A 12,008-nucleotide genomic window follows, 5' to 3' on the forward strand; every position below is an offset into this window, starting at 1 on the left:
GTCGCCTCAGCACCCCGAGCAGGCCGGCCGGCCTCGACTGCCGTGACAGGCAACGGCCGTAAGCCGCTGCTGCTCCTCGCCGGGCTGGGGCTGCTCCTCGCCGGGTGCGGGATCCGGGCGACCGAGGTGCCGACCGACTTCGGGGCGGCGCCCTCGCGCGTGCAGTGCTCGGTGTCCGAGTCGGGGACGTCGCTCGCGCAGCAGTCGGGCGGGGTGCCGGTGCGGGTGTTCCTGCTGTGCGGGGCATCGCTGGTGGCCGTCGACCGGGCGGTTCCCGTGCCGGACGGGGCGGTCGGGGCCAAGCGCCTGGTGCTGGTCGCGCAGGGCCTGCTCGACGAGTTGGGGGCGAGCCCCTCGGCCCAGGAGAAGGAGTCCGGGTACACCACCGACGTACGCGCCGGGGTGACCGTCCTGCCCCCGCTGGCCGGCGCCGACCCGGACGACGCGCTGCGCCTGAGCGTCGCGCCGGACACGCTCTCCTCGTACGCCCTCGCGCAGGTCGTCTGCACCCTCTCCGACTCGTCCGCCTCCGACGGCGACGGCTCCGTGGTCCTCGGCGGGCCCACGGGCGGGGAGTTGAGGCGCTACGAGTGCACGGACGAGGTGAAGCAGCGCCCGGGGAGCAAGAGGCCGCCGTCGTCGAACGCGCCGAAGTGAGCGGGCGGTTGCCGTAGCACCCGCCCCAAGCCCTCTGCGGTTCGGGCGAGTTGGGAAACCGGACACGGCCCGGGAGTCGCGGCAGCAAGTGCGGGACGCCGTCGGCGCGTTGCAGCGGCGAGCACGGGAACTCCGCCCGGACGGTACGGCAGCGGGCACCCCGGCGTCTCCGCCCGGCGTACCCCGAGCGGTCACCGCAGGGCTCCGGCGGGCACACCCCCGCGAGTCCCCTCAGCGGCAGCCGGACCCCCGTGCCCGGCTCCCGGCTTGTGCGGGTGTGGTGAAGACCTCACTCCGCTCCCGGAGGCCCTTGCGGAACCATTCGCCGTGAAGGGTGCGTCTTGGGGGTCGTGCAGCGTCAAGGCCCCATCGGCGACAGCGCCGTGATCCGTGTCCGCGTGGCGGGAGGTGTCCTCCTCGCCGCTCATCTCGCGTTCGTCGTCTGGTACTCGCTGCGACCGCTGGACGTCCCCTGGGTGATGCCGGCCAACCTGCACCCGCTCGACGGCATCCGCGCCGACCTCGACCTGGGCTGGCACGAGGCGGCCCGCCGGATCGGCCGGGGTCTGGCCCTGCTGGCTCCCCTCGGAGTACTACTCCCTCTGGTGCACGGCCGGTTGCGGGTCTCCCCGCTCGGTTCGCTGGTGCGTACGGCCGCGGCCGGCGCGATGCTCTCGCTGGCGGTGGAGCTGCTCCAGACCGGCGTACCGGGCCAGGTCGTGGACGTCGACTCGATCCTCCTGAACACGGCCGGCGTGGCCCTGGCTCATACCCTGGTGGTACCCGCCGGACGGTACCTGCTGCGTAGGCGTACGACGCGGCGACGACGTCCTGCCGTCCGTCAGGAGGAGCCGTCTCAGGGTCGTACCCCGACGATTCCCAGGGTCGGAATAGCTCCGTAGAGGGACGCTTTATCCGCTTCGTCCTCGTAGCTTCGAGTCATGGAGAGGCGGCCGGCGAAGGCCGCACCTCGACCGGAGCAACGCAGAAGGAGCCCCAGATGTCCCGCCTCGCCCGTCCCACGCACGGCCGCATGATCGGCGGCGTGTGCGCCGCGCTGGCCAACCGCTTCGGCACGTCGGCCACGACGATGCGCGTGATATTCGTGCTGTCCTGCCTCCTCCCGGGTCCGCAGTTCCTGCTCTACATCGCGCTGTGGATCCTCTTCCCGTCGGAGGAGAAGGCGCGTACGACCGGCAGCGCCGCCTGGTAGCCGCCGTCCGGTCACGGGGGTGGCCGAATCCCTCATAGAGTCATCCGGGTGACTTTCGACGACGCACCAGACACGACCCCCGACGCCGAACTCCCCATGCTGACGGCGGCGCAGGCCGGACACCTGCGCTCGCTGGCCGCCCCGCACCTCCGGGAAGGCCACCGCTACTCCCTGCACGACCTGGCCGTGCGCTGCGGCAGAGCAGCCGAGGCGGAGTGGCCCGCGCTGGTGGACGCCCACTTCGAGCGTCTGAGCCGGGCGAGCCGGGGCGGCGAGAGCGCCGAGGAGCTGCTGCGGGACGCGTACGTCCGGCTGCTGCCCGTCGAGTCGATCACCCCGGAGATCGCGGCCGGCCTGACGTACGCCCGCGAGGTGGCCGACGGCCTGGTCTTCGCGTACGCCCTGGACGGCCCGACGAGCGTGCGCGTCCTGACCGACGGCGACGTGGAGCGCGCGGGCCTGGAGGCGCTCGGCAAGGCGGGGTACGAGAACCTCGCGCGCGTCCCCGTCGAGCACGACGTGGTGCAGGCGGGCGAGCACACGACGCTGCACAGCCTGTACGGCGACTCCCCGTTCATCGCGGGCAAGGCCCTGTACCTGGGCGAGACGGTCCGCCGCGTCACCGGCGAGCCGCTCCCGGAGCACGGCGCCCTGGTCGCCGTACCGACCCGCGACAACCTCGTGTACCACCCGATCGCGGACGGCACGGTCGTGGAGGCGCTCAACGCGCTCGCGCGGTACGCGCTGGGGGCGCACCAGCAGGGCGAGGGGCGGCTGTCGCCGCGCGTGTACTGGTGGTACCGGGGCAAGCTGACGTCCCTGACGGTGATCGACGAGGAGAGCCGCAGCTTCTCGCTCCAGCCGCCGCCGGAGCTGCTCGCGGCGATGAAGGGCCTGGTCAGGCTGGACGGCTCGGGCCGGCTGCGGACGGCGCTGACGGAGCGGGCGCCGGACGTGGCGGCGCTGGCGCGGGACACGGCGGGTCTGCTGGAGCGGCTGGGGCAGTCGGGCGACGCCCCGGCGCTGCTGGCCGACGCCTTCGCCTCGACGGTGACGCTGGCGCACGCGCGCTGTGCCGTCGACCCGGTCGCGTCCGAACTCGCCACGTGGGACGCCTGGTCGGCGGCGGTCCAGCTGGGGACGCTGCTGTTCACGGGCGGTGAGGCGCGGGAGTTCCTCTTCGACGACCTGGAGGTGCGTCTCCCCGCGTTCCCGGCCGAGCCGCCGGCCGACGCGCGGGCGTGGCTGGACGCCCTGTACCTCGCGGTGGTGTGCCGGGAGTGGGGCCGGGTGGCGCGGCTCGTGGAGGTGCCGGCGGAGCGGCTGCGGGAGGACGGGTCGGTCGACGAGTACGTCCTGCACTGGATCGACACGCTGCGGACGTACCTGTCGCGCGGGCCCATGGACGACATCGTGCAGAAGCTGCTGGCGACGATGGAGGCGGCCCACCCGGAGGCGGTCGCGTACACGCCGACCGGCTTCTCCGACCAGGTCGACTACCAGCCCGCCGCGCTGTTCCACCGGATGATCGCGAACGACGACGAGGCGTTCGCGGCGACCCTGGCGGCCGGGCTGGACAAGCACGCGGAGTACTGGGGCGACTCGCCCGCGCCGCGTGCGCAGGTGTCGCTGGGGCTGCTGGCGCTGGCGAGCCTCGCCGGGTCGCAGGAGTTCCCGGTTCCGGAGAAGGAGCGGCTGCTGCCGCTGTACCTGCTGAACGGGCAGCGGATCGAGGTGATCCCGGCGCCGTGAGGGGCCGGTGGGGGCACAAGAACGGGGTGCACCCGTAGTACTTCGGGTGCACCCCTCAAGAGCTACGTCAGCCGAGCGGGATCCCGTTGATCGGCAGGCCGTGGGTGGGCAGGCCCTGGCCGACCGGGAGGCCGCCGAGGAGACCGGCGACCGGCTTCGTGGGGCCCTCGGCCAGCGCGCGCTGGGCGATCGGGACGACGGTGGAGGCACTCGTCGCGACGGCGGGCTGGGCCTGGCCGACGAGCTCACCGGCGCCCGGCAGCGCGTTGGTGACGCCACCGAGGGCCTGGACGTCCGGCAGGGCGGGGGCGGCGGAGGCGGCACCCGCGCCGACGGCGGCGATGGCGGCACCGAGAGCGGCGACACCGAGGGTCTTGGCAGCAGACTGCTTCATGGAAAGTGCGTCCTCGAACTCGAAGGAGACAACGGGGAATGTACGGGGAAACGAGCGGTCCCCGACCGTAGACATGCGAAGGCACCCACCGCAAACATCGAAATGCGGACGGATGGTGAACACCCGTCCGCCTTCCGGAACCCCGAAGCCTCTGCTATCAGCCCTGTCCGGCCGAAGAACCGCTGGTGGAAGCCGTCTGCTGGAACAGCCATTCGGATTTCAGCTCGGCATATCCCGGCTTGATCACGTCATTGATCATGGCGAGTCGTTCATCGAAAGGAATGAACGCCGATTTCATAGCATTGACTGAGAACCACTGCATGTCGTCGAGCGTATAACCGAACGCGTCGACCAGTTGCTCGAATTCCCGGCTCATGCTCGTGCCGGACATCAGCCGGTTGTCGGTGTTCACCGTGGCCCGGAAATGCAGCCGCCGCAGCAGCCCGATGGGGTGCTCGGCGTAGGAGGCGGCGGCGCCGGTCTGGAGGTTGGAGCTGGGGCACAGCTCCAGCGGAATCCGCTTGTCGCGGACGTACGCGGCGAGTCGCCCGAGGGTCACGCTCCCGTCGTCCGCGACCTCGATGTCGTCGATGATCCGTACGCCGTGCCCGAGCCGGTCGGCGCCGCACCACTGGAGGGCCTGCCAGATCGACGGCAGCCCGAACGCCTCGCCCGCGTGGATCGTGAAGTGGTTGTTCTCCCGCTTCAGGTACTCGAAAGCGTCGAGGTGCCGGGTCGGCGGATGGCCCGCCTCGGCGCCCGCGATGTCGAAGCCTACGACGCCCAGGTCGCGGTACTTGTTGGCGAGTTCGGCGATCTCCAGGGCACGGGCGGCGTGCCGCATCGCAGTGAGGAGGGCGCCGACGCGGATGCGGTGGCCGTTCTCGCGGGCCCGGCGTTCGCCCTCGCGGAAGCCCTCGGTGACCGCCTCGACGACCTCTTCGAGGCTCAGGCCGCCGTCGAGGTGCTGCTCGGGGGCGTACCGCACCTCCGCGTAGACGACGCCGTCCTCGGCGAGGTCCTCGGCGCACTCGGCGGCGACCCGGACCAGTGCGTCACGTGTCTGCATGACGGCGACGGTGTGCGAGAAGGTCTCCAGGTACCGTTCCAGGGACCCGGAGTCGGCGGCCTCGCGGAACCAGACGCCGAGTTTGTCGGCGTTGGTCTCAGGTAGCCCCGAGTACCCGTACTCGCGAGCTAGGTCGACGATCGTGCCGGGACGCAGCCCGCCGTCGAGGTGGTCGTGCAACAGAACCTTGGGCGCCCGGCGGATCTGGTCCGCGGTCGGGGTGACGCCCCTGGGGATGCTCTGGCTCGTCATCCCGGCACAGTAACTCCTACGCGCGTAGACGGCTCGGCTCAGCACACCGTCGATACGCAACGGTGACCCCACGGACGGGTGGAGTACACCGGCGCTTCTGACACTGTTCTGCCATGGCACAGCATGTGACGCCGCTCCGAACCCCCCACCTGGGCAAGGCGATCGGCCCCGAGCCGGCCGCCGTCAGCGGAGCGGTCCTGCTCCTGCCCACCGGCGAGGAGCTCTCCGAGCGCAAGCCGTCCCCCATGTGGGCGACGTCCTCCGTACGCGCCCTCGGCCGCCGCCTCGCCCGCGCGGGCCGCGCCGAGGGGCTGATCGTCCACGCCGTCCACTACCGCTACCGCGGGTGGAACGGGACGGAGGCGCATCTCGCCGGCGACGCGGAGTGGGGGGTGGACGAGGTCGTACGCCGCTACGGCGACGTCCCCGTCTGCCTCGCCGGGGTCGGGATGGGGGCGCGGGCCGCGTTGCGGGCGGGTGGGCGGGAGGCCGTCAACTCCGTTCTCGCGCTGGCTCCTTGGCTGCCGGAGGAGGATGTCGCCGCGCCGCCCGAGCCGGTCAGACAGCTCGTCGGGCGGCGGGTGCTGATCGTCCACGGCACCAACGACGAGCGTACGGACCCCGAGTTGTCGTTCCGGCTGGCCGCCCGCGCGAAGAAGGCGAACCGGGACGTGTGCCGGTTCGAAGTGCACTCCGACGGGCACGGGTTGCACCAGTACCGGGGTGAAGTGCAGGCGCTCGCCGAGGACTTCGTGATGGGGACGCTGTTCGGGAAGGGGTTCGCGAGGCCGCTGGAGGACGCGCTCGCCGCACCGCCGCCGCTGGGACTCAGGATGCCGTTGGCTGTGGGGTTCGGGACATCACTCCGCAAGTAGGGGATCAGGTAAGGAGATTGCCCCTTCTCGACAGCAGGAACTTCTTGAACGCCGCCACCGGCGGGGTGTCCGGGTGGCCGTCCAGCCATGCCACCCCGATCTCCCTCGCCGCCCTCGGCGCCGTCACCGTCAACTCCGCCACCCCTGGCCTCTGTACGGCCGGGGGCGGCAGCAGGGCCACTCCAAGTCCCGCCGCCACCAAGCCCCTCAGCGTCTCCGCCTCCTCCCCCTCGAACGCGATCCTCGGCCGGAACCCGGCCTGCTGGCACAGGTCGTCGGTGATCCGGCGCAGGCCGTAACCCGGTTCGAGGGTCACGAACGTCTCCTCGGCCGCCTCCGACAGGCGTACGCGTCTGCGGCCCGCCAGGCGGTGGTCGGCGGGGACCACGAGCCGGAGTTTCTGTTCGTCGAGGCGCCGGGCCACCAAGTCCGGCGCGTCCGGCACCGGAGAGGTGAGGCAGAGGTCCAACTCCCCTGCCCGCAACCGCTCGATCATCGCCTCGCCGTAGTTCTGCACGAGACTGAACCGCACCCGCGGATGGTCCGCGCGGAAGGCGTGGATCAGCGCCGGCACGGTCTCCGCGCCCATCGTGTGCAGAAATCCGAACGCCACCTTGCCCGTTGCCGCGTCCGCGTCGGCCCGTACCGCGTCGGCGGCTTTCCCGACCTCCCCCAACGCCCGTTCCACAGAGGCGAGAAAGGTCCGTCCGGCGGGTGTCAGCGAGACCGTCCGGCCCCTGCGCGCGAACAGATCCACCCCGAGATCCCGCTCCAGCCGGACCATCGCCCGCGACAGCGTCGACTGCGGGACCTGGAGCTCCTGAGCCGCCCTGGTCACATGCTCCGTACGGGCCACCGCGGCGAAGTACGCGAGCCGCGGAGCGAGCAGCGCCGTCAGGTCTTCTGTGTCACCGGCCAGTGACAGATGACCCTCTGACCTCGATTGATGCACCATGGGAACGATTATGGCGAGTCTGTGCATTGGACGCATCAGCACAGGTCGTCCTACCGTCGACGTATGCCTTCCGCCAGTACCGAGGCGCCCGCCACCCCGGGCGCCCGCGCAGCCGTCCCCGCCCCCGACACCCGTATGCAGCCCGGCGGGAGCGACTACCGCCGGATGAGCTTCGCCCTGTTCCTCGCAGGCGTCGCGACCTTCGCGCTGCTGTACTCCACGCAGGCTCTACTCCCCCTGATCTCCGGCGAGTTCGGCGTCGCGGCGAGCGAGGCGAGCTGGACCGTGGCCGCCGCGACCGGCGGACTCGCCCTGTTCGTCCTGCCGATGAGCGCGCTGTCCGAGCGGTACGGGCGGCGTACCGTCATGACCGCGTCGCTCGCGGTCGCGGTGACCGTCGGGCTGCTGGTGCCGTTCGCGCCGTCGCTCGGCGCGCTGGTGGTGCTGCGGGGCGTGCAGGGGGCCGCGCTGGCCGGTCTTCCGGCGTCGGCGACCGCGTACCTGGCGGAGGAGGTCCGGCCGAAGGCGCTGGTCACGGCCATCGGGCTGTTCGTCGCGGGCAACAGTGTCGGCGGGATGAGCGGGCGCGTCATCACCGGGTGGGTCGCCCAGGAGTGGGGCTGGCGGGTCGCCGTAGGGGTGATCGGGGGGCTCGCGGTGGTGTGCGCGGTCGCGTTCCGCGCGCTGCTGCCCGCGCCGCGCCACTTCACGCCGGGGTCGCTGCGGCCGCGGGTGCTGCTGGGGACCGTACGCGGGCATCTGGCCAACCCCCTCCTCCGCAGGTTGTACGCCATCGGTGCGCTCTTCATGACCGTTTTCGGTGGGGTGTACACGGTGATCGGGTACCGGCTCACCGAGGGGCCGTTCTCGCTGCCCCAGGGCGTCGTCGGGTCGATCTTCCTGGTGTACCTCGTGGGTACGGTGTCGGCGTCCACCGCCGGGCGGCTGGTCGGGCGCGTCGGGCGGCGGGGAGCCCTGTACCTCTCCGGGGGTACGACGGCTACGGGGCTGGTGCTGTCGCTCGCCGGGTCGCTGCCGCTCGTCCTGCTCGGGCTGGTGCTGATCACCGCCGGGTTCTTCGCGGGGCACGCGGTGGCGTCGTCGGCGGTGAGCAAGACGGCGACGAGCGGGCGGGCGCAGGCGTCCGCGCTGTACCAGTCGGCGTACTACATCGGGTCCAGCGTCGGGTCGACCGTCGGGGCCATCGCCTTCCACGCCGGTGGGTGGGGCGGGACCGTCGCGGTGGGGCTGCTGGCCGTGGCGGGGGTCGTGTCGATCACCGTGGCGGGGACGCGGGCGGCTCGGCGGGAGGGCGGGGCGGTGGCCTGATGCCGTCGTCTTGAGGTCACCGCCTTGAGGTCGCCGTCGTCCGCGAGGCGCGTGGGGTTCCCGGGGCGGGGGTTGTCATGGCCCCGCCCCTGTCTCGCTGACCAGCGGATTTGTCAAGTCCAGGGGTGATTGTCAGTGGGGTGCGATAGCTTCCGAGGTGGTGGACGCGAAGGCGCGTGACACGACGGCCACAGGGGTGGGTGGACGAGGAATGAGTGACGGTACGACAGCGGTGGCGGACCTCGATGTGCGGCTGGAGAAGCACCGGGTCGAGCTGACCGGGTACTGCTACCGCATGCTGGGCTCGACCTTCGAGGCGGAGGACGCCGTCCAGGACACGCTGGTGCGGGCCTGGCGGAGCTACGAGAAGTTCGAGGGCCGCTCCAGCCTGCGATCGTGGCTGTACCGGATCGCGACGAACGTCTGCCTGGACATGCTGAACGCGGGCAACAAGCGCGCCCGCCCCATCGACCTCAGCGAGGCGACACCCCTCGCGCAGGCCGCGCTCTCCCCGCGCCCCGAGACCACCTGGCTCGAACCCATCCCGGACGCGCGAGCGCTCCCCACCGTTCAGGACCCGGCGGAGGCGGCCGTGGCCAAGGAATCCATCCGTCTGGCGTTCATGGCGGCGCTCCAGCAGCTCCCGCCCAAGCAGCGGGCCGTCCTCATCCTCCGCGAGGTCCTCGCGTGGAAGGCCAGCGAGGTCGCGGAGCTCCTCGACACGTCCGTCGCGTCGGTCAACAGCGCCCTCCAGCGCGCCCGCGCGACCCTCGCCGAGCAGCCCGAGGACAAGGGCGCCGCCGCCGACGTCTTCAACTCCCTCGACGAGGAGCAGAAGAAGCTCCTGGAGCGGTACGTCGCGGCCTTCGAGGGCTACGACATGACGGCGTTGACCGCGCTCCTCCACGAAGACGCGATCATGACGATGCCGCCGTTCGACCTGTGGCTCACCGGCCACGCGGACATCACCGGCTTCATGACGACGATCGGCAGCGGCTGCGAGAACTCCCGCCTCTTCCCCGTCCAGGTCAACGGCCTGCCCGGTTTCGCCCACTACAAGCCGGACCCCGACAAGGGCGGCTGGTCCCCCTGGTCCATCCAGGTCCTGGAGATCTCCGACGGCCGCCTAACCGGTTTCCACTTCTACCTCGACACCCCCCGCTGGTTCCCCCTCTTCGGGTTCCCCCTCCACCTCAAGGACGAGACCGACCAGCCGTAGCAGCGCGGTGAGCGCCGGGCCGGGGTCCCGCAGCCGTATCCGCCCCCCGGCCCGCTTGGCGGCGAGCTGCAACCGGGCGACGGCATTGACGTCCCCCAGCCCCGGCGGCCCGAGCCCACCCACATCGACGACGACCACGCCCCCAGGGGCCGCCTCCAGCACCCTCCGCACAACGTCGGAGAGCCCCTCCACCTCGCCGGGGGTGAAGGGGCCGGTCAGCGTGACTACGGGGAGTTCTTCGGGGTCCACGTGCGGTAGACCGCGGAGGCGGACTCAACTCATCGGTGCGGGAAGTCCGAGGTGTCGAGGGTGAGGTCGAAAGGCTCGGGCAGATCGATCGGATCGCCGAACTTGCCTGCCTTCAGGACACGGTAGACGTCATTGCTCGGCTCGCCGTAGAGGGTGACGGTAGGGCCGCCGTCGGCCCAGCGGTCGACAAGCAGGTACAGCGGGATACCTGCGGCGGCGTAGGCGGCCGGTTTACTCACCCGGTCATGGCGGGCGTTGGACTTGGACGTCACCTCGACGACAAGTTCGGCGAGCGCGGCCGGAACGTACGCGTCCGCTTCGGTGTGCTCTTGTACCGGCATGACCACGAGGTCGGGGATCAGCATGCCCAGGCGCGACGGTACGGCGATGGCCAGTGTCTGGAAGATCTCCCAGTCCTCAGGAATCACGGAGTAGAGGCGACGTTGGATACGGGCCGCGATCACGTTGTGGCGGTACGCGGGAGCGGGTGACACGGTGACGATCCCCTCGATGATCTCCACCTTGCTGCCCTCAGGCCCTTCCATCTCCTCCCAGAACCGGACGAGGTCGTCCCAGCTCTGCTCGGGATCGTGGCCCACGGTGAGTGCGCTCATGGCGGTCTCCTATCAGTGCGTCACCGATCCCAGCATGCCGAACGGGACCGGCGGCGGTCCACCGATCCCGTTCACTCGAAAGGGGAAAAACCCCGGTCAGGCGATGCGCTCCAGCACCACCGGGAACGGCTTGAAGTCCGTGCCGGGGGCCGCGACGTCGTAGGAACCCTCGATCGCCTCAAGGGCGTACGCGAAGCGGTCCGGGGTGTCCGTGTGCAACGTCAGCAGCGGCTGCCCAGCCGTCACCGTGTCCCCCGGCTTCGCGTGCATCTCCACGCCCGCGCCCGCCTGCACCGGGTCCTCCTTGCGCGCACGCCCCGCGCCCAACCGCCACGCGGCGAGGCCGATGTCGTAGGCGTCGAGGCGGGTGAGGACGCCGGAGGACGGTGCCGTGATCACGTGCTGCTCGCGGGCCACCGGCAGGGCCGCGTCCGGGTCGCCGCCCTGGGCGGAGATCATGCGGCGCCAGACGTCCATCGCGGAGCCGTCGGCCAGGGCCTTCGCCGGGTCGGCGTCGCGGACGCCCGCCGCGTCGAGCATTTCGCGGGCCAGGGCGATGGTCAGCTCGACGACGTCGGCGGGACCGCCGCCCGCGAGGACCTCCACCGATTCGCGGACTTCGAGGGCGTTGCCCGCCGTGAGGCCGAGCGGCGTGGACATGTCCGTCAGCAGCGCGACCGTCTTGACGCCGTGGTCCGTGCCGAGGCCCACCATCGTGGACGCCAGCTCGCGGGCATCCTCGATGGTCTTCATGAAGGCACCCGTGCCCACCTTCACGTCCAGGACCAGCGAGCCGGTGCCCTCGGCGATCTTCTTGGACATGATCGAGGAGGCGATGAGGGGGATCGCCTCGACCGTGCCAGTGACGTCCCGCAGGGCGTACAGCTTCTTGTCGGCGGGGGCCAGGCCGTCGCCCGCCGCGCAGATGACCGCACCCACCCCATCAAGAACCGACAGCATCTCCTCGTTCGAGAGCAGCGCGCGCCAGCCCGGGATCGACTCCAGCTTGTCCAGCGTGCCGCCCGTGTGGCCGAGGCCCCGGCCGGAGAGCTGGGGGACGGCCGCGCCGCACGCGGCGACCAGGGGGGCCAGGGGGAGCGTGATCTTGTCGCCGACGCCGCCCGTGGAGTGCTTGTCGGCGGTCGGGCGGGACAGGGACGAGAAGTCCATGCGCTCGCCGGACGCGATCATCGCGGCGGTCCAGCGGGCGATCTCGCGGCGGTTCATGCCGTTGAGGAGGATGGCCATGGCGAGCGAGGACATCTGCTCGTCGGCGACCTCGCCGCGGGTGTACGCGTCGATGACCCAGTCGATCTGCTCGTCGGTGAGTTCGGCGCGGTCCCGCTTGGTGCGGATGACGGAGATGACGTCCATGGCCATGTGGTGCTTGTCCTTCCGAAGAATGCGGCCCCCCGGACCGAGCAAGGGGG

Annotated in this window: 13 protein-coding genes; 7 read left to right on the forward strand and 6 right to left on the reverse strand. The window is 71.4% G+C overall.

The annotated features are described in order from the left end of the window. Nucleotides 1–42: 42 nt before the first annotated feature. The 4 genes from ACLZOT_RS42140 (at nt 43) to ACLZOT_RS42155 (ending at nt 3,622) form a co-directional block, all read left to right on the forward strand. Nucleotides 43–657 (forward strand): hypothetical protein, encoded by a 615-nt coding sequence (locus tag ACLZOT_RS42140; protein ID WP_416974514.1) that lies wholly within the window; start codon nt 43–45, stop codon nt 655–657. Nucleotides 658–1,007: 350 nt separating this feature from the next. Further along, on the forward strand, nt 1,008–1,559 hold the full coding sequence (locus ACLZOT_RS42145) for a VanZ family protein (RefSeq protein ID WP_416974609.1): 552 nt from the start codon (nt 1,008–1,010) through the stop codon (nt 1,557–1,559). 98 nt (nt 1,560–1,657) lie between these two features. Then, nucleotides 1,658–1,870, forward strand: a complete 213-nt coding sequence (locus tag ACLZOT_RS42150; protein ID WP_010352551.1) for a PspC domain-containing protein — start codon at nt 1,658–1,660, stop codon at nt 1,868–1,870. A 48-nt stretch (nt 1,871–1,918) separates the two neighbouring features. Then, complete coding sequence (locus ACLZOT_RS42155) at nt 1,919–3,622, forward strand: immunity 49 family protein (RefSeq protein ID WP_416974515.1); 1,704 nt, start codon at nt 1,919–1,921, stop codon at nt 3,620–3,622. 67 nt (nt 3,623–3,689) lie between these two features. Here ACLZOT_RS42155 and ACLZOT_RS42160 read toward each other — a convergent pair whose 3' ends face one another. Together ACLZOT_RS42160 and ACLZOT_RS42165 are read right to left on the reverse strand one after the other, a co-directional pair. Further along, complete coding sequence (locus ACLZOT_RS42160; RefSeq protein WP_416974516.1) at nt 3,690–4,016, reverse strand: ATP-binding protein; 327 nt, start codon at nt 4,014–4,016, stop codon at nt 3,690–3,692. 157 nt (nt 4,017–4,173) lie between these two features. After that, nucleotides 4,174–5,337: an adenosine deaminase gene (locus tag ACLZOT_RS42165; protein WP_416974517.1), complete on the reverse strand. Its 1,164-nt coding sequence runs from the start codon at nt 5,335–5,337 to the stop codon at nt 4,174–4,176. A 113-nt stretch (nt 5,338–5,450) separates the two neighbouring features. Between ACLZOT_RS42165 and ACLZOT_RS42170 the strand changes: the two genes are divergently transcribed. After that, nucleotides 5,451–6,212 carry an alpha/beta hydrolase gene (locus ACLZOT_RS42170; protein ID WP_416974518.1) on the forward strand — a complete coding sequence of 254 codons (762 nt, stop codon included), beginning with the start codon at nt 5,451–5,453 and terminating at the stop codon, nt 6,210–6,212. Between the two features lie 4 nt (nt 6,213–6,216). Here ACLZOT_RS42170 and ACLZOT_RS42175 read toward each other — a convergent pair whose 3' ends face one another. Continuing rightward, nucleotides 6,217–7,167, reverse strand: coding sequence for a LysR family transcriptional regulator (locus tag ACLZOT_RS42175; RefSeq protein WP_416974519.1), 951 nt, complete (start codon nt 7,165–7,167; stop codon nt 6,217–6,219). A 63-nt stretch (nt 7,168–7,230) separates the two neighbouring features. Here ACLZOT_RS42175 and ACLZOT_RS42180 point away from each other — a divergent pair, with 63 nt between their 5' ends. Both ACLZOT_RS42180 and ACLZOT_RS42185 read left to right on the forward strand, forming a co-directional pair. Beyond that, on the forward strand, nt 7,231–8,496 hold the full coding sequence (locus ACLZOT_RS42180) for an MFS transporter (RefSeq protein ID WP_416974520.1): 1,266 nt from the start codon (nt 7,231–7,233) through the stop codon (nt 8,494–8,496). 211 nt (nt 8,497–8,707) lie between these two features. After that, nucleotides 8,708–9,715, forward strand: a complete 1,008-nt coding sequence (locus ACLZOT_RS42185) for a sigma-70 family RNA polymerase sigma factor (protein ID WP_416974521.1) — start codon at nt 8,708–8,710, stop codon at nt 9,713–9,715. Here ACLZOT_RS42185 and ACLZOT_RS42190 read toward each other — a convergent pair. From ACLZOT_RS42190 to ACLZOT_RS42200, 3 genes are all read right to left on the reverse strand, one after another. Next, nucleotides 9,623–9,964, reverse strand: a complete 342-nt coding sequence (locus ACLZOT_RS42190) for an STAS domain-containing protein (RefSeq protein WP_416974522.1) — start codon at nt 9,962–9,964, stop codon at nt 9,623–9,625. The genes ACLZOT_RS42185 and ACLZOT_RS42190 overlap by 93 nt on opposite strands. 29 nt (nt 9,965–9,993) lie before the next feature. Continuing rightward, complete coding sequence (locus ACLZOT_RS42195) at nt 9,994–10,578, reverse strand: Uma2 family endonuclease (protein ID WP_416974523.1); 585 nt, start codon at nt 10,576–10,578, stop codon at nt 9,994–9,996. A 96-nt stretch (nt 10,579–10,674) separates the two neighbouring features. After that, nucleotides 10,675–11,958, reverse strand: coding sequence for a thymidine phosphorylase (locus ACLZOT_RS42200; RefSeq protein ID WP_416974524.1), 1,284 nt, complete (start codon nt 11,956–11,958; stop codon nt 10,675–10,677). Nucleotides 11,959–12,008: the final 50 nt, after the last annotated feature.

The organism is Streptomyces sp. 4F14, assembly GCF_048159485.1.
Lineage (GTDB): Bacteria > Actinomycetota > Actinomycetes > Streptomycetales > Streptomycetaceae > Streptomyces.